This window comes from Pseudomonas bananamidigenes, from assembly GCF_001679645.1.
In the GTDB taxonomy this organism is placed as follows: Bacteria; Pseudomonadota; Gammaproteobacteria; order Pseudomonadales; family Pseudomonadaceae; genus Aquipseudomonas; species Aquipseudomonas bananamidigenes.
Genome location: NZ_LRUN01000006.1, coordinates 39,611 through 56,418, shown reverse-complemented (window position 1 = coordinate 56,418; position 16,808 = coordinate 39,611). Strand labels below are relative to the sequence as shown.

At 60.9% G+C, this 16,808-nt stretch carries 19 protein-coding genes; 6 read left to right on the top strand and 13 right to left on the bottom strand.

Annotated elements, in window-relative coordinates; genetic code table 11:
* Positions 1-112: 112 nt before the first annotated feature.
* From BBF94_RS03205 to BBF94_RS03180, 6 genes are all read right to left on the bottom strand, one after another.
* Positions 113-1,462: a sensor domain-containing protein gene (locus BBF94_RS03205; protein ID WP_065257610.1), complete on the bottom strand. Its 1,350-nt coding sequence runs from the start codon at positions 1,460-1,462 to the stop codon at positions 113-115.
* Between the two features lie 76 nt (positions 1,463-1,538).
* A complete protein-coding gene (locus tag BBF94_RS03200) occupies positions 1,539-2,177 on the bottom strand; it encodes a LysE family translocator (protein ID WP_065257609.1) in 639 nt (212 codons plus the stop codon).
* A gap of 60 nt (positions 2,178-2,237) precedes the next feature.
* Positions 2,238-2,654 (bottom strand): fosfomycin resistance glutathione transferase, encoded by a 417-nt coding sequence (gene fos, locus BBF94_RS03195; RefSeq protein ID WP_065257608.1) that lies wholly within the window; start codon positions 2,652-2,654, stop codon positions 2,238-2,240.
* 3 nt (positions 2,655-2,657) lie between these two features.
* Positions 2,658-3,380: a PA3715 family protein gene (locus tag BBF94_RS03190; RefSeq protein ID WP_065257607.1), complete on the bottom strand. Its 723-nt coding sequence runs from the start codon at positions 3,378-3,380 to the stop codon at positions 2,658-2,660.
* Positions 3,381-3,415: 35 nt separating this feature from the next.
* Positions 3,416-4,153: a PA3715 family protein gene (locus tag BBF94_RS03185; protein WP_082302356.1), complete on the bottom strand. Its 738-nt coding sequence runs from the start codon at positions 4,151-4,153 to the stop codon at positions 3,416-3,418.
* Positions 4,154-4,173: 20 nt separating this feature from the next.
* Positions 4,174-5,085: a LysR family transcriptional regulator gene (locus tag BBF94_RS03180; RefSeq protein WP_176704404.1), complete on the bottom strand. Its 912-nt coding sequence runs from the start codon at positions 5,083-5,085 to the stop codon at positions 4,174-4,176.
* Positions 5,086-5,163: 78 nt separating this feature from the next.
* Between BBF94_RS03180 and BBF94_RS03175 the strand changes: the two genes are divergently transcribed.
* Complete coding sequence (locus tag BBF94_RS03175; protein WP_065257605.1) at positions 5,164-5,652, top strand: DMT family transporter; 489 nt, start codon at positions 5,164-5,166, stop codon at positions 5,650-5,652.
* Positions 5,653-5,853: 201 nt separating this feature from the next.
* Positions 5,854-7,083: an aminotransferase class I/II-fold pyridoxal phosphate-dependent enzyme gene (locus tag BBF94_RS03170; protein ID WP_065257666.1), complete on the top strand. Its 1,230-nt coding sequence runs from the start codon at positions 5,854-5,856 to the stop codon at positions 7,081-7,083.
* A 166-nt stretch (positions 7,084-7,249) separates the two neighbouring features.
* Here BBF94_RS03170 and yiaY read toward each other — a convergent pair whose 3' ends face one another.
* Positions 7,250-8,398 (bottom strand): L-threonine dehydrogenase, encoded by a 1,149-nt coding sequence (gene yiaY / locus BBF94_RS03165; protein ID WP_065257604.1) that lies wholly within the window; start codon positions 8,396-8,398, stop codon positions 7,250-7,252.
* 155 nt (positions 8,399-8,553) lie between these two features.
* Here yiaY and BBF94_RS03160 point away from each other — a divergent pair, with 155 nt between their 5' ends.
* The gene (locus BBF94_RS03160) at positions 8,554-9,573 is read left to right on the top strand and encodes a DUF4917 family protein (RefSeq protein WP_065257603.1); all 1,020 of its coding nucleotides are present in this window, start codon (positions 8,554-8,556) and stop codon (positions 9,571-9,573) included.
* Here the strand turns inward: BBF94_RS03160 and BBF94_RS03155 are convergent, their stop codons facing one another.
* Positions 9,574-10,116 carry a helix-turn-helix domain-containing protein gene (locus BBF94_RS03155; RefSeq protein ID WP_065257602.1) on the bottom strand — a complete coding sequence of 181 codons (543 nt, stop codon included), beginning with the start codon at positions 10,114-10,116 and terminating at the stop codon, positions 9,574-9,576. It lies immediately after the preceding gene.
* A gap of 108 nt (positions 10,117-10,224) precedes the next feature.
* Here BBF94_RS03155 and BBF94_RS03150 point away from each other — a divergent pair, with 108 nt between their 5' ends.
* Together BBF94_RS03150 and BBF94_RS03145 are read left to right on the top strand one after the other, a co-directional pair.
* Entirely contained in the window at positions 10,225-11,007 is a 783-nt protein-coding gene (locus BBF94_RS03150; protein WP_065257601.1) for an aldolase, read from the top strand.
* 25 nt (positions 11,008-11,032) lie between these two features.
* Positions 11,033-11,914 carry a dihydrodipicolinate synthase family protein gene (locus BBF94_RS03145; protein ID WP_065257600.1) on the top strand — a complete coding sequence of 294 codons (882 nt, stop codon included), beginning with the start codon at positions 11,033-11,035 and terminating at the stop codon, positions 11,912-11,914.
* Positions 11,915-11,976: 62 nt separating this feature from the next.
* Here BBF94_RS03145 and BBF94_RS03140 read toward each other — a convergent pair whose 3' ends face one another.
* Both BBF94_RS03140 and BBF94_RS03135 read right to left on the bottom strand, forming a co-directional pair.
* On the bottom strand, positions 11,977-12,321 hold the full coding sequence (locus BBF94_RS03140; RefSeq protein WP_065257599.1) for a YegP family protein: 345 nt from the start codon (positions 12,319-12,321) through the stop codon (positions 11,977-11,979).
* Between the two features lie 22 nt (positions 12,322-12,343).
* On the bottom strand, positions 12,344-12,925 hold the full coding sequence (locus BBF94_RS03135; protein ID WP_065257598.1) for a DJ-1/PfpI family protein: 582 nt from the start codon (positions 12,923-12,925) through the stop codon (positions 12,344-12,346).
* Positions 12,926-13,117: 192 nt separating this feature from the next.
* Here BBF94_RS03135 and BBF94_RS03130 point away from each other — a divergent pair, with 192 nt between their 5' ends.
* Positions 13,118-14,023 (top strand): DMT family transporter, encoded by a 906-nt coding sequence (locus BBF94_RS03130; RefSeq protein WP_065257665.1) that lies wholly within the window; start codon positions 13,118-13,120, stop codon positions 14,021-14,023.
* 79 nt (positions 14,024-14,102) lie between these two features.
* Here BBF94_RS03130 and BBF94_RS03125 read toward each other — a convergent pair whose 3' ends face one another.
* The 3 genes from BBF94_RS03125 to BBF94_RS03115 form a co-directional block, all read right to left on the bottom strand.
* A complete protein-coding gene (locus BBF94_RS03125) occupies positions 14,103-15,311 on the bottom strand; it encodes a class I SAM-dependent methyltransferase (protein WP_065257597.1) in 1,209 nt (402 codons plus the stop codon).
* Positions 15,312-15,401: 90 nt separating this feature from the next.
* Entirely contained in the window at positions 15,402-16,019 is a 618-nt protein-coding gene (locus tag BBF94_RS03120) for a TPM domain-containing protein (protein ID WP_065257596.1), read from the bottom strand.
* Positions 16,020-16,047: 28 nt separating this feature from the next.
* Positions 16,048-16,800, bottom strand: coding sequence for a TPM domain-containing protein (locus BBF94_RS03115; protein WP_065257595.1), 753 nt, complete (start codon positions 16,798-16,800; stop codon positions 16,048-16,050).
* Positions 16,801-16,808: the final 8 nt, after the last annotated feature.

The following is a 16,808-nucleotide window of genomic DNA, read 5'->3' as shown; positions in this document are numbered from 1 at the left end:
TCTCTACCTCTTGGTATTGATCGTAAGCGAGCTGTTGCCCGCCTAAGTTGAGAAAAACACGGCCCTCAAAGGTTTATAAAAGTTGCCGTTGCCGCGACGAACGGCCAGGCCGTCAGATATCCCGGGCCTGATGATTCTGTCTTTTGGCGGCATACATGGCTTGGTCAGCGTGGCGAAACAGCTGCTGCTCGTGAAGGCCATGTTCGGGAAAGCGCGCAACCCCGATGCTCGGTTCGATGTTCAGGTTGTGCCCGTCCAGGCGCATGGGTTGCACCAGCACCTGTCGGATCTTTTGCGCCACGCTGTCGGCATCGTCAGGGGCATGGACGCTGTGCAGCAGTACCACGAACTCGTCACCACCGATCCGTGCCACGGTGTCGGTCTCGCGTACGCAGCCCTTGAGGCGGTTGGCCACGGTCTGCAGCAACATGTCGCCGACGCCGTGGCCAAAGGTGTCGTTGACCTGCTTGAAGCGATCCAGATCGACATACAGCAGGGCCATGTGCCCCGAGCCTTCCCGGGCAGCGGCCAGCGCAGCCTTGAGTCGCTCGCGCAACAGTCCGCGGTTGGGCAGTTGGGTCAACTGATCATATTGCGCCATGCGTCGCAGACGGGCGTGCAATTGCTGGCGCTCGATGGCCGTGGCGACCTGGGCGCAGACGTATTGCAGCAGTTCCTTGTCGCGCTCGGTGTAGCGCTCGCCGCCGGGCAGGCTTTTGACGATCAGGGCGCCGATGGTGCCGTTCTTCGAATTCAGCGGTACGCCGAGCCAGCACGGTGATTGCTGCCCGGCCACCAGCGCTTCGAAACCCGGCGGCGCCTGCGGGCAATCCGGGGTCAGCAGGATCGGCTGGCCGCTGCGGATCACCTCGGCGCACAGGCGCCCGGTCACCGTGCCCGGTTGCTCCGGTTGCGCCTCGTCATCGTCGACGTGATAGGGAAAATCCAGCTTTGCACAGTGCTCGTCGTACAGCGCCACGGAAAAATTCAGCGCCGGCAGCCACTCACCGATGATCGTGTGGATGCGTTTGAACAATGCCAGCAGATCTTCCGCCGCATGGGCCGCTTCGGAGATCGCATACAACGCCGCCTGACGGGATTCGGCGAGTTTGCGCTCGGTGATGTCCCGCGCCACGGCAATGCGCAGTTGATCGACTTCCGACCAGCGTGCCGACCAGAGGATGTGCACGATGCTGCCGTCCTTGCGCACGTAGCGGTTTTCGAAATTGTGCTTGGGCTCGCCGCCCATGATGTCTCTGGCGGCGGCCAGGGTGCGTTCCCGGTCGCCGGGATAGACGTAGTCGATCATCGACTGACCGATCAGTTCGTCAGGGGTGTAGCCGAGAATCCGCTCGCAGGCCGCGCTGACAAAAACGAAACGACCTTGTTTGTCGACCGCGCAGACGGCGTCCAGCAACAGATCGATGTAACTCGCCAATGGCGCAGAATTTCGGCTTTCCATGGTTCAGCGTGGGTGTCCGGCAATGCAGCACTGATCAACCGTCCCTGACCTCGACCTCGCATCCCGGCGATTACTTTCAAGCCTTGTTCGGCATCAGCCCCGGCAGCGCATGCACCAGCGCGTTGATGGCGAAACCGATGAACATTATCCCGCACAGCCGGGTAATGGCCAGTTCATGGCGTTGATACAGCGTACGCACCTGACGGGCGCCGACAACGCCAATGAGAATAGCGTAGGCGAGCAATCCGCCGAGGAAACTCAAGGCAATCAGCATCGGCAACATCGACCAGTTGAGCAGTTCGGCACGGCTCGACAGCAACGCGGTGAACGTCGCCACCGCCACCGGATAGGCCTTGGGGTTGGTCAGGCCGAACAGGATGCCATGCCAGAACGGCTGGCGTGCCGCGCCCCGGGGTTGATCGCCGTTGCTGCGTCTGGCCCGCACGGCGCGCCAGCCGAGCCAGAACAGGTACAGACCGCTGAGCACACCGAGCACATCGAACGCAGTACTGCCGATTTCCCGGGCACCGACAATCGCGATCAGTGCGGTGCTGCACCAGATCACATCGCCCAGCAGATGTCCGCACAGAAACCCCGCCCCGGCCCGACGACCGCGCGCAGCGCCGATGCCGAACACCGCCAGCACACCCGGCCCCGGCGTGATGCCGTAGATGAAACCCGAGGCCAGCACGGCCATAAGCAACGATGGAGTCATGGAGAACCTGCAAGTGCCGGAAAACGTGGCCGCCAGTCTATCCCAGCGGCTTTTGAATATTCACGGCTCGTTGAAAAAACGCATCCCGACATAGGGCTTTTGCCGACACGCGGCCAGCCGCGAGGCCAGATCGCCGACGTGGGCCTCGAGCTTGTGCCCGTCCGGGTCGAGGAAGTAGAACGATGCGCCTTCGCTGCGGTTGTCGCGCCATTCCGGCACGTTCGCGGCACGAAGCTGATGCACGAACAGCGGGAAATCCGCAGCGCCGAGGGTGAAGGCGTAATGGGTGTAGTCGGCGGCGGGCTCGGATTGGCGTTGTGCATCGAGGGAGAGACACAACCACAAGCCCGGCAGCGACAAGTAGGCACCGGCGTCCCACGTGGCCTCGACCCGCAAGCCCAGCACGTCGCGGTAAAACGTGAGGCTGCGATCCAGGTCGCTGACGGCGAGGGTCAGGTGGTTGAGGCCGGTGAGCATCGGTCAGTAACCTCGCAGGTCTTCGGGGATGGTGTATTGCTTGCCGTCGTAGGTCAGGGTGATTTGGGTTTTCTTCAGTGGGGAATCCTGGGAAACGCATTCCTTGCCGGCCTTGACAGTTTTCATCGCCGTACCGCTTGTGGTGACGATCAGGTCGGAATAACCGTTGTGGCTGGTCGGGCCGATTTCCACGGTGCGGCGAATTTGCTGACCTTCACCCACGCAGTTTTCCAGCCACTCACCGTTATTTTTGTAGACCACCAGACCATCCAGTACCGGACGCAGTTTATTACCCTCGCGCACATAGAGTGTGAGGTCGGTTTTTTCATAGGGGGTGGCACTTGAACTGTGCGAGAACTTTGACCGCAGCCCGAACGCGCGAACATCCGGGGCCAGCCGATAGCGAGCGGTATCGACCAACAGATCGGTAAAACGAATGGCATCGGAGTTATAGGCACCGGGTTTCGCATACGTCGCCAGCGTTTTCCAGTTGCTGGTATCTATGATCGCCAAATCAAGATCAAACACACCGGCATCGTCACTACCAGCATCCGGCACGTAGGTGGATTTAAGGGCAATCGCCTGATTCTTGAACGCCGGCCATGTCTTGCAGCGTGCCATTGACTGGTTGTCGAAATCCTTGGTGACACAGGAAACCTGAGCCTGAGCTGGAGCGGTTACGGCCAGAAAACCGAGGGCAATGAAAAGTCGGGTCGAGGTGAGCATTGTTCTTCCTTGAAATAAGTCGCGTTGGCTCTGTATCACTCGATGGCTTTGAAACCTTTAGGCAAGACGTATGATTTGCCGTCGTAGTGAAGGGTTGTCAGCACAGGTTTACCGGTTGTGGTTTTCTCATTACAAGTGCCTGGATCACCTTTGCCAACCGTTCCCGTAGTCACCGATTTGACGATCAGATCGGCGTAACCATGAGAACTGGTCTTTCCAATTTCGATGGTGCGCTGGGTACTGGCGCGTTCGCCTGCACAATTGCCATCCCACTCTCCGTTGTAGCCATACACCACAAGCCGATCCAGCACTGGACGTAACGTGTCACCCTCTCTCACGTAAAGGGACAGCGAAGTCTCATCCATGGGATTGACGCGGGAGGAACCTTTGAAGGCAACCCGAACACCAAAAGCCCGAATTTCAGGGGTCAATTTGTAGCGCGCGGTATCGAACTCCACACTTTCCAGTGCGAAAGCATCGGACAGAAATGCAGAAGGCTTGTAATAGCTGGCCAGAGGTTCTGACCCCCCGCCCGAAACGACAGAGAGAGCAAGGTCATAACTGCCGACATCACCGCTTTTGCCATACACCGGATCCGGCTCAAACTTCGAAACCGCATTCAGCGTCAGTCCGGGATACGCCGGCCAATCCTTGCAAACAGAAAAATCCCGTTCGTTCGTCACCGGCGCAGGCACACAATCAGCCAACACCGCCCCCGCCATCAGCGCCCCGCAAAGCGCCAGCCCCACCGTCACCACAGACTTCACTGTCACGCCCCACTCCTTGATGTTTTTCAGCCGCGCACTATCCCCTCCCCGATCCGCCGATTCAACCAGTTCAACGCCTGATCCCCACCCCGTCGCTTGTGCCACGCCGAGACAAAGGTGAACGGTGCGATCTCGAACGGCGGCGGCACGACGATTAGCGATTTGTCATCCACACCATTCAGGGCCCGCGAAGCTACGGTCAGGATCAGATCCGTGCCGCTGATGAACTGCGGCGCAACGCTCCAGTGCGGCAGGCTGACGGCGACGCGGCGGCGCTCGCGCAGGGCGGTCAGGGTGCGTTCGATTTCCGGCGTGCCGCTGCCGCGCATCTCCAGCAGGACGTGGGGGCGGGAAAGGTAGGTTGGCAGATCGAGAGCACCACCGGCGGGAAGGCTCTGGCGATCCAGCAGGCAGACATAGCGTTCCTCGAACAGCGGCATGCTGCACAACTCGCCGGGCAATTCCGGGAGTACGCCGGCAGCGAGGTCGATGTCGCCGTTGAGCAAACCTTCGACCATGCCTTCGCGGCTGGCATGACGGATTTGCAGGTCGATGCCCGGAGCCTCCGTGCGCAACGTGCGAATCAGCCCGGGCAGGATGATCGCCGCACCGTAATCCGACATCGCAAGCCGAAAGATCCGACGGGCACTGGCGGGATCGAAGGTGTTCGGCGCCAGCAGCGATTGCACCTGGGCCAGGGCTTCGGACAGCGGCGCAATCAGTTCCAGTGCCCGGGCGGTGGGCACCAGCCCCGAACCGGCACGCACCAGCAAGGGGTCACCGAGCAAGTCGCGCAAACGGGCCAGCGCATGGCTGACCGCCGGCTGGCTCAAGTGTAGACGCTCGGCAGCGCGGGTCACGTGTTGCTCGGCGAGCAAGGCGTCGAGGACGACCAACAGGTTGAGATCGATGCGCCGAAGATCATTCATCTGATGCATGTTCCGCATGACAAAACAGAATTTAAATCTGCGCGACGAATACCCTAGAGTCCAGCAAAACCTTGCTGGAGAACGAACATGAGTACATTGCATTGGGCTGGCCTGTTGCTGCTGGCCGCATTCGCCGGGGCGGTAGTGCCGTTTCAGAGTGCGATCAACACCAGCCTTGCCCGGGGACTGGGCCATCCGTTGTGGGCGACATTGGCATCATTGCTGGTCAGTGTGCTGGTGTTGTTGCCGGTCATCGTCGCGCTGCGCTTGCCGCTGCCATCCCTGGCGTTCATCGGCAAGGCGCCGCTGTGGATGTGGGCCGGTGGCGCTTTCGGGGTGTGCTTTGTGGCATTGGCGGTGGTGCTGGTGCCGAAGCTCGGTGCATCGGGGTTCTTCGCGCTGGCCCTGGCCGGGCAGGTCCTGGCGTCGATGGTGCTGGATCACTTCGGGTTATTCGGCCTGCTGGAAAAACAACTGACCTTGCCACGGGTTTTCGGGGCAATGCTGTTGATCGCCGGTGTGGTGTTGATCCAGTTTTCCACTGCGATAGAAAAAAGCGCTGTGACGGCAGGATGATTCATCACCCGGCAGTCGTCAGGCGTTTCACGATCTGACGCTTCTGCCTGGCATTGCCCTACAAACAAAACTCCAACGCCCCTCAGCGCTATCAGATATGACCGATTCTGACCCGGTATCGCTCTCTGTAAAGTCTGGCAACACACACAAATTGCAACATCCCATGGATTGCCATGCTCAAGGAGAGCTGCCGTGAATCATCTGTCCGATACCGCCGCCCACACCTTCACTCACTATCGCAAGGTCATCACTCTGGCGGACCACGACTGGGAAGCCGCCGAAGCCGGAAAAATCGCCGCCCTCAATGTCGAAGTCAAAGGCTGCAACGAACTGGTCGATCAGCACGGGCGCTCCTTCCATCACTTTTGCACCACGTCCTACCTGGGCCTCGATCACCACCCGGCCCTGCTCGAAGGCGCCATCTCGGCACTGCGGGAAACCGGCACGCTGCGGATCGCCAACTCTAAAAACCGCTGCAAACTGGCGCTGCTCGATCGTTACGAATGCGAACTGTCTGAACTGTTCGGCGCCGTGTGCCTGAGCAGTCTGTCCTGCAGCGCCGCCAGTGCCGGGATCCTGCCGCTGTTAGCCAGCGGGGCGTTCACGCACAACCGCCCGCCGGTGATGGTGTTCGATCGTCTGGCGCACTATTCGATGAACCACCTGAAGGCCAGTTGCGCCGATGAAACCCTCGTGTTGACCTGTCCCCATAACGACATGGATTTTCTCGAATCGGTGTGCCAGCGCCATGCCACGGTCGCCTACGTTGCCGACGGTGCCTACAGCATGGGCGGCGTCGCCAATCTGGACGGTCTGCTGTACCTGAAAGAACGTTACGGCCTGTTCCTTTATCTGGACGACTCCCATGCGCTGTCGGCGGTCGGCAACAACGGGGCCGGACTGGTGCGGCCAAGAATGCCGGCATTGGAAGAGGAGTGTCTGATCGTCGCGTCACTGGCCAAATCGTTTGGGGCCAGCGGCGGGCTGGTGATGTTGGGGAATGAGCGGCAGAGGAAGTTGATTCAGCGTTACGGCGGGCCGAGCAACTGGTCGCAAAGCCTCAATTGCGCCGCCATCGGCGCGGGCCTTGCTTCGATCCAGTTGCATCGCAGTGCTGAACTGCGCGCACTGCAGGTTCGGCTCCAGGCCAACATTCGCCTGTTCGACAGTCTTCTGAGCACCGAACAGCATGGCAGCCCCATGGCCATTCGCTTGATCAATTGCGGTGAGGCCACCCTGGCCACGCGTATTGCCATAGAGCTGGCCGAATACGGCTTTTTCACCAGCGCGGTATTTTTTCCGGTGGTGGCTCAAGGTAAAGCCGCGATTCGCGTTACATTGCGCGCCGATATGGAATCGACACTGATCCACCACTTCTGCGATGTGATCATCGGGTTGTTTCTGGCTCACCGCGGCCATCGCGACCACTGAGCCTGCACGGACGACTCATGAACCCCGGCCTTATCCTGCTTCTTACCTGCGCCACCGTGTTCCTCGCCCAACCGGGCATGAGCATTTATCTGGCGGCGCGGGGAGGTTACGGGCTGGTGTCAGGCGCGGTGCTCTGCACGAGGTTCGCGCCCGATCGTCAGTCCGCTTAAAACGCGCTGCGGAAAATCTCCTCGATCTGCCGTTGATCCGCCGCCCGAGGGTTGGTGAAACCGCAGGCGTCTTTCATGGCATTGGCGGCGAGTATCGGGATGTCAGTGCATTTGGCGCCGAGGTCGCGCAAGCCACCAGGGATGTCGACGTCCCTGGCCAGGCTGCGGATCGCGTCAATCGCAGCTTTTGCACCCTCCTCCGGGCTGAAACCACGAATGTCGGCGCCCATGGCGTGAGCCACATCGGTGAGGCGATCGGCGCAAACCAGCGCGTTGAACGTCTGCACGTGGGGTAGCAACACCGCATTGCACACCCCGTGCGGCAGGTCGTAGAAACCGCCCAACTGGTGCGCCATCGCATGCACGTAACCAAGGGACGCGTTGTTGAATGCCATGCCGGCGAGAAATTGCGCGTAGGCCATGTTTTCCCGCGCCGCCAGATCGCTGCCGTCACGTACCGCCAGACGCAGGTTGTTGCTGATCAGAGTCATCGCTTTCAGCGCGCAGGCGTCGGTGATCGGGTTGGCCGCAGTGGACACATAGGCTTCGATGGCATGGGTCAGTGCGTCCATGCCGGTGGCGGCGGTCAGGCTTTTCGGCATGGCGACCATCAGCGCCGGGTCGTTGACCGACAGCAGCGGCGTGACGTTGCGGTCGACGATGGCCATTTTCACGTGCCGGGTTTCGTCGGTGATGATGCAGAACCGGGTCATCTCGCTGGCCGTGCCGGCGGTGGTGTTGATGGCGATCAACGGCAATTGCGGCTTGGCCGACTGATCGACGCCTTCGTAATCACGGATCTGCCCGCCGTTGGTCGCGCACAGCGCGATGCCCTTGGCGCAGTCATGGGGCGAGCCGCCGCCGAGGGAGACAACGAAATCGCAGCGGCTGTCCTTGAGCAGCGCCAGCCCGGCCTCGACGTTGGCGATGCTCGGGTTGGGTCTGGCGCCGTCGAAGATCACCGAATCAATGTCCTGCATCGCCAGTTTCTCGGCGATCATCGTTGCCACGCCAGCCTTGGCCAGGCCCGCGTCGGTGACGATCAGCGCCTTGCGAAAACCGTGGTTGCGGATGGCATTCATGGCGTCGTCGAGGCAGCCGCTGCCCATGATGTTTACCGCGGGAATGAAAAAGGTGCTGCTCATGGCGCGTCTCCTGACAGGGGCCGGTTCGACTCCTGCGATCCGGCGGATGCATACAGGATCGACCGATCGGTCACGGCGGATGTTGATCTGGCTCAATGCCCGCTCGTGATAAAGTCGCCGTCCATCTGCCCCTTAGTTTTGAGACGTGCCCTGCAATGACCGATTTTCTGGATGTCGACGCCACCCTCGAAGACTGGAACGCGTTGCGCGCCACCACCGACTTCAGCGGTTTGCTGGTGGGCAACGGCGCCAGCCGCACAGTATGGGACGATTTCGGCTATGACTCGCTGTTCGAAAACGCCCGCACGGTGGAGGAAAAACCGTTGAGCCCGTCGGAACTGAGCGTGTTCGACGCCCTGCAGACACGCAGTTTCGAGCAGGTGCTCGGCGCGTTGAAAACCACCAGCCGGGTCAACAAGGCACTGGCCGTCAGCTCCGCCGCACCGCGCAATCGTTATTACGCGATCAAGGAGGCGCTGATCAACACCGTCCATGCGGTGCATATTCCGTGGCGGCTGATTGAAACCTCGACTCTGGCTACGCTGAACAAAGAATTGGCAAGCTATCGCACGGTGTTCACCACCAATTACGACCTGCTCAACTACTGGGCCCTGCAACACGACAGCGACGCCATCGACGATCTGTTCAACGGCCCCGACGCCAACTTCGATCTGTGCGCAAGCCGCAGCGACAAGCCCCGTCTGCTGTACCTGCACGGCGGCCTGCATCTGGTGCGCAATCTGGACGGCAGCGCCCGCAAGCTGACCGCCACCGAAGGCACGCTGCTGGGCAACTTTGCGATCAACAACACCCTCAAGACCCTCGACGACGTACCGCTGTTCGTCAACGAAGGGCCGAGTGCAGACAAACTCAAGACCATCCGCAGTTCGGATTACCTGTCGTTCTGCTACGACCAGTTGCTGGGGCACGGTGACAGCCTGTGCATCTTCGGCCATGCCCTCGGCGAGCAGGATGCACACATCGTGCGTGCCCTGCGCCTGGCAAAACCGAAAACCGTGGCGATCTCGATCTACCCGCGCAGTGCTGCGTTCATCCAGCACCAGAAGCGGCATTACGCGAAGGTGTTCGACGGAACCGGCGTGGAACTGCGGTTCTTTGACTCGAAGTCCCATGCACTGGGCAACCCGAAGCTGTCGGTGCCGGTCGAGGACTGATCATTCCTCGCTGCTGTGCACCACCACCAGCAACTGAGCCTGCTTCTCGCCCACCGAGCGGATCCGGTGCGGTTTCTGCGCATTGAAGTGCAGCGCATCGCCCCGCTCCAGCAGCACCCGTTCGTTCATGAAATCCACTTCGACCCGGCCTTCATGGACGAACAGAAACTCCTCGCCCAGGTGTTCCTTGAAGGTCTTGTCAGTGAATTCGGTCGGCGGATAGATGATGAACGGCAACAGACTGCGCTCGCTGACCTGGTGAGCCAGCACCGCGTAACCGGGGCTGTGATCGTTGGCCGCCAGTGACTGGCGTTCGTGGCTGCGCACCAGGCTGTAGCTGTCGAGGCTGACGTTGTCTTCGGAGAACAATTCCTCGACTTTCACGTTCAGCGCTTTCGCCAGTTTCAACGCGGCGGCAATCGACGGCGTGTTCAAGCCGCGCTCCACCTTCGACAGGTAACTCTTGGTCATGCCGGATTTCTCGGCCAGCGCTTCCAGGGTTACACCAAGTTTTTTTCTCAATAATTTCAAACGGATAGACATGCGCAGCGATTATTCCAGCAGAGGAAAGACGATTTGCCCTTGCCAATGACACAAAGTGTCATATAGCCTCTCAAGTATCATCCATGTGCAACACCACAGGACACCGATATGGCCAAGACATTAACACTCCCCAAAGACCAACTGGTCAGGCAAGCGCTGACACAGATGCAAAACACCCTGGCGGATAATACGTGGACGGACCGGCAAAAGCTGGCCCTGACCTGCCGGATCCTCTTCGAAAACGGTCACGATTCGGGCCTTGCCGGGCAGATCACCGCCCGTGGCCCGCAGCCGGGCACTTACTACACCCAGCAACTGGGGCTGGGTTTCGATGAAATCACCGCGAGCAATCTGCTGCTGGTCAACGAAGATCTGGAAGTGCTCGAAGGCCACGGCATGGCCAATCCGGCCAACCGTTTCCACAGCTGGGTTTATCGCGCCAGGCCGGACGTGAACTGCATCATCCACACCCACCCGACACACATCGCCGCGCTGTCGATGCTGGAAGTACCGCTGCAGGTTTCCCACATGGACCTGTGCCCGCTGTACGAAGACTGCGCATTCCTTGAAGGCTGGCCCGGCGTTCCGGTGGGCAACGAAGAAGGCGAACTGATTGCCGGCGCGTTGGGCGACAAGCGGGCGATCCTGCTTTCCCACCACGGTCAACTGTCCACCGGGGCGACCATCGAGGAAGCCTGTGTCATCGCGCAACTGATCGAGCGCGCCGCCAGACTGCAACTGCTGGCCATGGCCGCCGGCACGATCAAACCGATCATTCCCGAACTGGGGCGCGAGGCGCATGACTGGGTGTCGAAACCCAAGCGCCACGCCGCTGCCTTCAACTACTACGCCCGGCAGAACTTGCATCAACACGCCGATTGCCTGAACTGAATCCCCATCCTTGCGGAGCACTCACATGACCAACATTCACGGCATCATCGGCTACACCATCACCCCGTTCGGCGCCCATGGCGAAGGCCTTGACCTGCCGGCCCTCGGCCGCTCGATCGATCGTCTGATCGCCGGTGGCGTCCACGCCATCGCACCGCTGGGCAGCACCGGCGAAGGCGCCTACCTGAGCGATGCGGAGTGGGACCAGGTCGCCGAGTTCAGCATCAAACACGTCGCCGGACGGGTACCGACCGTGGTCAGCGTCTCCGACCTGACCACCGCCAAAGCCGTGCGTCGGGCACGCTTCGCCGAAGCCCACGGCGCCGACGTGGTGATGGTGTTGCCGGCGTCCTACTGGAAGCTCACCGAAGCGGAAATCCTGGCCCACTACCGCGCCATCGGCGACAGCATCGGCGTGCCGATCATGCTCTACAACAACCCGGCCACCAGCGGCACCGACATGTCGGTGGAGCTGATTCTGCGCATCGTCAACGATGTGGAAAACGTGACCATGGTCAAGGAGAGCACCGGCGACATCCAGCGCATGCACAAGCTGCAACTGCTCGGCGAAGGCCGGGTGCCGTTCTACAACGGCTGCAACCCGCTGGCGCTGGAAGCGTTCGCCGCTGGCGCCAAGGGCTGGTGCACCGCGGCGCCGAACCTGATCCCGCAACTCAACCTGGATCTGTACGAAGCCACGCTGGCGGGGGATCTGGGCAAGGCACGGGAATTGTTTTACCGCCAGTTGCCGCTGCTGGATTTCATCCTCAAGGGCGGTTTGCCGGCGACGATCAAGGCAGGTTTGCGCCTGACCGATCTGGAAGCCGGCGATCCGCGCTTGCCGGTCTTCCCGTTGAACGAGGCCGGGCGCAGCCAGTTGCAGGGCATTCTCAAAACCCTGAGCTGATCTTTAAACCACACATCAACCCTGTGGGAGCGAGCTTGCTCCCACAGGGTTTTGTGCTGGATTCAAAGTACCGGCAGGGTTTTGTCCTTGATCACTTTCGTCGGCCCGTTGCTCTTCACGGCGGCGATCCCCTTGGCACACGCCGCGTCCGATGAATAGGACTCGCTGCTGCCGATGATCTGGTGATTGGCGGCCTTGAGATTGAAGTAGGGATGCCCGTCCTTCGTCGTTTTCTTCTCGTAGCGCTCATCCAGCGGACTGTTGCCCTGCACCGCAGCGATACCGTTTTCAGCAGCGCTGTGGGAGGTGTACAACTCGCTGGTCAGAATCGTTTCGGCATTGGCCGCTTTCAGTACGAACCTGAACTGGCCGTTGCTGCTTTTGCTCAACTCATACCACCCGGACATGCTGTGCCTCCTGGTCGATGGATCACAGGGTGATTTTAGTCCCGAGCAACCCCAGGAACCCGGCCAGCCATTTTGGATGCGCCGGCCAGGCGGGCGCAGTGGCCAGATTGCCCTGCACATGACCGTCCGTGACCGGAATATCGATGTAGGTGCCACCGGCCAGCCGCACTTCCGGTGCGCAGGCCGGATAGGCGCTGCACTCCCGCCCTTCGAGAATCCCCGCCGCCGCCAGCAGTTGCGCGCCGTGACAGACGGCAGCAATCGGCTTGCCGGCCTTGTCGAAGGCTCGCACCAGTTCCAGGACCTTTTCGTTCAGCCGCAGATATTCCGGCGCACGCCCGCCTGGAATCAGCAGCGCGTCGTAATCCTTGGCATCGACTCTGGCGAAATCGAAATTCAGGGCGAACTGGTGACCGGGTTTCTCGCTGTAGGTCTGGTCCCCTTCGAAGTCATGGATCGCGGTGCGCACGGTCTTGCCGGCAGCTTTATCGGGGCACACGGCGTGCACGGTGTGCCCGACCATTTGCAGGGCCTGGAACGGCACCATCACTTCATAGTCTTCGACGTAATCGCCGACCAGCATCAGAATCTTTTTCGCGGCCATGGACAGGACTCCTCTGGTAAATGCACAGGAGTATTCAAAGTAGTCCAATTCGTGGCGAGGGAGCTTGCTCCCTCGCAACGGGCATTACCCTAACTGTACGGCTAACTCTGTGCAGGACTGTAACAGCGTGAAACGCGAGGTTTGTGGCTAGATGAAGCTTCCTCCCTGTCATCTTTGAATCTGGTTGCCATCATGTCTTCGCGCGAAAACACCGGCATGGCCCTGGGCCTGCTCGGCGTTGTGATCTTCAGCCTCACCCTGCCCTTCACCCGCATCGTGGTGCAGGAACTGCACCCGTTGCTCAACGGCCTGGGCCGCGCATTGTTCGCGGCGATTCCGGCGGCATTGCTGCTGTTGTGGCGACGGGAAAAGTGGCCCACCTGGAAACAGATCAAAGGTCTGAGCCTGGTGATCGCCGGGGTGATTCTCGGGTTCCCGGTGCTGTCGGCGTGGGCCATGCAGACCTTGCCGGCGTCCCACGGCGCGCTGGTCAACGGTTTGCAGCCGCTGTGCGTGGCGCTGTACGCGGCGTGGCTGTCCCATGAGCGTCCATCGAAAGCCTTCTGGGCCTGCGCCGCGTTGGGCAGTGCGCTGGTGCTGGGTTATGCGTTGTACACCGGCGCCGGCAGCATTCAGGCCGGGGATTTGCTGATGTTGGGTGCGATTGCGGTGGGCGGTCTGGGTTATGCCGAAGGCGGGCGCCTGGCCAAGGAGATGGGCGGCTGGCAGGTGATCTGCTGGGCGCTGGTGCTGTCGACGCCGCTGCTGATCGGCCCGGTGCTGTACCTGGCGCTCCAGCATCAGGGCGCGGTGTCGGCGAAAACCTGGTGGGCCTTCGGTTACGTCGCGCTGTTTTCGCAGTTTCTGGGCTTCTTCGCCTGGTACGCCGGGCTGGCCATGGGCGGTATTGCCCGGGTCAGTCAGATCCAGCTGTTGCAGATCTTCTTCACCATCGCCTTTTCCGCGCTGTTCTTTGGTGAGCACGTGGAGCCGATCACCTGGCTGTTCGCCTGCGGGGTGATCGCGACAGTGATGCTCGGGCGCAAGACCGCCATCAAACCCCATGTGGGAGCGAGCTTGCTCGCGAAGACGGACTGACAGTCAACGATGATGTCGCCTGTTATGGCCCCTTCGTCGGATCGCCGCCCGGAGCAAGCTCGCCCCACAGGGGCCCAGGTCAAGCCAGCAGGCCATCGGCGAGCAGCAGGGTTTCCAGGCAATGCTCGCTGATGTGGTAGAACGCCTTGAGTTCCTGGATTTTCACCAGCAGCTGAGTCGGGTCCACCGGCTCGGCGCGCTTTACGGCGAGGATCATCTTGTTCTTGTTGGTGTGTTCCAGCGAGATGAACTCGAAGACCTTGGTCTCGTAACCGCAGGCCTCAAGGAACAGCGCGCGCAGGCTGTCGGTGACCATTTCCGCCTGCTGGCCCAAGTGCAAACCGTATTGCAGCATCGGCTTGAGCAGCGCCGGGCTCTGGATCTGCAAGCGGATCTGTTTGTGGCAGCACGGCGAGCACATGATGATCGACGCGCCGGAGCGGATGCCGGTGTGGATCGCATAGTCGGTGGCGATGTCGCAGGCATGCAGCGCGATCATCACCTCCAGTTCGCTCGGCGCCACGCTGCGCACATCCCCGCATTTGAACACCAGCCCGGGATGCTCGAGCTTCTGCGCGGCGGCATTGCACAGGTTGACCATCTCTTCGCGCAATTCGACGCCGGTGACTTCGCCCTCGGCCTTCAACGTGTTGCGCAAGTAATCATGAATGGCGAACGTCAGGTATCCCTTGCCCGAACCGAAGTCCGCCACCCGCACCGGTTTGTCCAGGGCCAGCGGCGAGGACGTCAAAGCATGGCTGAAGACTTCGATGAACTTGTTGATCTGCTTCCACTTGCGCGACATCGCCGGAATCAGCTCGTGTTGCGCGTTGGTCACGCCCAGATCCTTGAGGAACGGGCGACTCAACTCAAGGAAGCGGTTCTTCTCGCGGTTGTGCCCGGCGGACGGCACTTCGCGCAATTGCTGGGGCTTGCTCATGAACAGCGAGCTCTTGCCCTTTTTGCTGTATTCGAGCTGGGCTTCATCCGTCAATGTCAGCAAATGCGCGTTCTTGAAAGCCGCCGGCAGCAGCCCTGCAATCGTCGCCACCGCCTCGGTCAGCGGCAGGTTCTTGGTGATGTCGCGAGTCTTGTAGCGATAGACGAATGACAGATTAGGCTGCGCCTTGACCGTCACCGGTTTGATGATGATCCGCTGCAGATCCGCTTCTTCGCCGACGTACCTGGCCAGCACCAGTTTGATGAAACCGTTCTGTTCGAGGCTGGTTTGCAGCAACTCGATGAAACGGGCGTGGTGATCGGGGGTGGAAACGGCGGTGGCAGACATGCAGAAAACGGCCTCGGACGGGCAAATCGGGAATGGCCGCTAGTTTAAGGGGGGATGGCGTTCGAGGGCACGGCTATTTTCCCGAACGGCTTATCCCAACACCACCAACCGATTCGGCAATTCATTGCGCACCTGCGTCACCGGCACATGCACCTTGAGCAACTCGCCGCACGCCTCGATGCAAGTGACGAAGCCCTGCAACGTCTGGCCCTGACGCACCTGCTCGGTAAACGCCGCGACAATCGCGTCCCAGCTTCTGTCGTCCAGCCGTCTGGAAATACCTTCATCCACCAGAATCTCCACATACCGCTCGGCCTCGCAGACAAAAATCAGCATCCCGGTGCCGCCCACCGTGTGATGCAGGTTCTGCTCGAGAAATTGCCGACGCGCAAGGTTCGAGGCGCGCCAGTGCCGGACGTGGCGCGGGACCAGATGAGTGGTGACCCTGGGCAGGCGAAACACCAGGCACAGCAAGACAAAACTGATCCACTGCACCAGCAACAGACTGTGCATCGTCAGCCATCCGGTCAGGTAGTGCAGAATGCCCGGCACCACCAGCGCCAGCAGACTGGCCCACAGCAACGGAATGTACGCGTAATCATCGGCGCGGGCCGCCAGCACCGTCACCAGTTCGGCGTCAGTGTCGCGCTCGACCCGGGCGATGGCCTCGGCGACCTTGCGTTGTTCGTGTTCAGTCAGTAGTGCCATGTCGTGAAATGCCCGCTCGTTATTGTTATCACCAGCCGCCGGAGGAACCGCCCCCGCCGAAACTGCCACCGCCGCCGCTGAAGCCCCCGCCTCCACCGCCGCCGCCGAAACCACCGCCACCGAAGCCGCCCCCTCCTCCGGAACCACCACGGCCGGCGGGAAGGATACCGAGCATCTGGCAGACAAAAACAGTCAGGATGAACAACATCACCAGAAATACGAATATTCCCGGGTGTCGCGAGACAAAGTCGTCCGAAGGGTCGCCAGACGATTCGTACACCGTGGACGGTTCATCCAGCGGATTGCCGCCCAGCACCACCAGCATCGCCGCCACGCCGTCGCTGATGCCCTTGCTGAAATTACCGGTCTTGAACGCCGGTGTGATCACCTGATGGATGATCACCGAGCTCTGGGCATCGGTCAGCCGGTCCTCCAGCCCGTAGCCGACCTCGATACGCAACTTGCGCTCGTCCCGGGCGACGATCAACAGTGCGCCGTTGTTCTTGTCCTTCTGGCCGATGCCCCAGTGCCGACCGAGTTCAACGCCGTAATCCTCGATAGTGGCGCCTTGCAGGTTCGGCAACGTCACGACCACCAGTTGCTCGCCGGTGGCCTGTTCGTGGGCCTGCAGTTGCTGGCTCAGTTGCGCGCGCACCGACGGCTCGATCATCTGCGCATCGTCCACCACCCGTCCGGTCAATGCCGGAAAGGTCAAATCGGCCCGGGCGCTGACCGCGAACAGCCACAGCATCAGCACCAGGCCCCACTTCAACGCACGCATGGGCATCC

Coding starts and splice junctions, on each gene's coding strand:
- yiaY (WP_065257604.1), bottom strand. CDS start 8,398: ATGAGCAGCACCTTTTTCATTCCCGCGGTAAACATCATGGGCAGCGGC.
- BBF94_RS03130 (WP_065257665.1), top strand. CDS start 13,118: ATGTCTTCGCGCGAAAACACCGGCATGGCCCTGGGCCTGCTCGGCGTT.
- fos (WP_065257608.1), bottom strand. CDS start 2,654: ATGCTCACCGGCCTCAACCACCTGACCCTCGCCGTCAGCGACCTGGAT.
- BBF94_RS03160 (WP_065257603.1), top strand. CDS start 8,554: ATGACCGATTTTCTGGATGTCGACGCCACCCTCGAAGACTGGAACGCG.
- BBF94_RS03125 (WP_065257597.1), bottom strand. CDS start 15,311: ATGTCTGCCACCGCCGTTTCCACCCCCGATCACCACGCCCGTTTCATC.
- BBF94_RS03180 (WP_176704404.1), bottom strand. CDS start 5,085: ATGCATCAGATGAATGATCTTCGGCGCATCGATCTCAACCTGTTGGTC.
- BBF94_RS03115 (WP_065257595.1), bottom strand. CDS start 16,800: ATGCGTGCGTTGAAGTGGGGCCTGGTGCTGATGCTGTGGCTGTTCGCG.
- BBF94_RS03145 (WP_065257600.1), top strand. CDS start 11,033: ATGACCAACATTCACGGCATCATCGGCTACACCATCACCCCGTTCGGC.
- BBF94_RS03120 (WP_065257596.1), bottom strand. CDS start 16,019: ATGGCACTACTGACTGAACACGAACAACGCAAGGTCGCCGAGGCCATC.
- BBF94_RS03150 (WP_065257601.1), top strand. CDS start 10,225: ATGGCCAAGACATTAACACTCCCCAAAGACCAACTGGTCAGGCAAGCG.
- BBF94_RS03135 (WP_065257598.1), bottom strand. CDS start 12,925: ATGGCCGCGAAAAAGATTCTGATGCTGGTCGGCGATTACGTCGAAGAC.
- BBF94_RS03140 (WP_065257599.1), bottom strand. CDS start 12,321: ATGTCCGGGTGGTATGAGTTGAGCAAAAGCAGCAACGGCCAGTTCAGG.
- BBF94_RS03190 (WP_065257607.1), bottom strand. CDS start 3,380: ATGCTCACCTCGACCCGACTTTTCATTGCCCTCGGTTTTCTGGCCGTA.
- BBF94_RS03175 (WP_065257605.1), top strand. CDS start 5,164: ATGAGTACATTGCATTGGGCTGGCCTGTTGCTGCTGGCCGCATTCGCC.
- BBF94_RS03200 (WP_065257609.1), bottom strand. CDS start 2,177: ATGACTCCATCGTTGCTTATGGCCGTGCTGGCCTCGGGTTTCATCTAC.
- BBF94_RS03205 (WP_065257610.1), bottom strand. CDS start 1,462: ATGGAAAGCCGAAATTCTGCGCCATTGGCGAGTTACATCGATCTGTTG.
- BBF94_RS03155 (WP_065257602.1), bottom strand. CDS start 10,116: ATGTCTATCCGTTTGAAATTATTGAGAAAAAAACTTGGTGTAACCCTG.